At 66.9% G+C, this 302-nt stretch carries 1 pseudogene; it reads right to left on the bottom strand.

Annotated elements, in window-relative coordinates:
* A pseudogene (locus ACLJNW_RS24275) lies at positions 1–302 on the bottom strand (electron transfer flavoprotein subunit alpha/FixB family protein); the annotation flags it as partial.

The raw sequence follows: 302 nt of genomic DNA, 5'->3' as shown, positions 1-302 counted from the left end.
GTTCCGGACGGTCGGACTTGGCCAGCTCTTCGCCGACGAAGGCGGACTTGCCGGCATCGGCCGGGCCGGAAACCTGCTCGACGGCAGCCGAACCGCCTTCGGCGGCGACGGCGTCGAAGCCGGTGGTACGCACGGTGATCACCTTGACCGCAGCCGAGGACTGCACGGTAGCGATGGCGTTACCGGCGTATATCGGACGCTTGAAGGTGTCGGGGCTGACCACTTCGACGATCTCGGAGATCTGGTCGACGTCCAGCAGCGCGGCGACGCGCGGCAGGAAGTTCTTGCCGTTGGTGGTAGCC

The organism is Salmonella sp. SAL4457, assembly GCF_046548235.1.
Lineage (GTDB): Bacteria > Pseudomonadota > Gammaproteobacteria > Enterobacterales > Enterobacteriaceae > Salmonella > Salmonella enterica.
The sequence above is the reverse complement of the archived record's forward strand: the minus strand, read 5'-3'. Positions and strand labels throughout refer to the sequence as shown.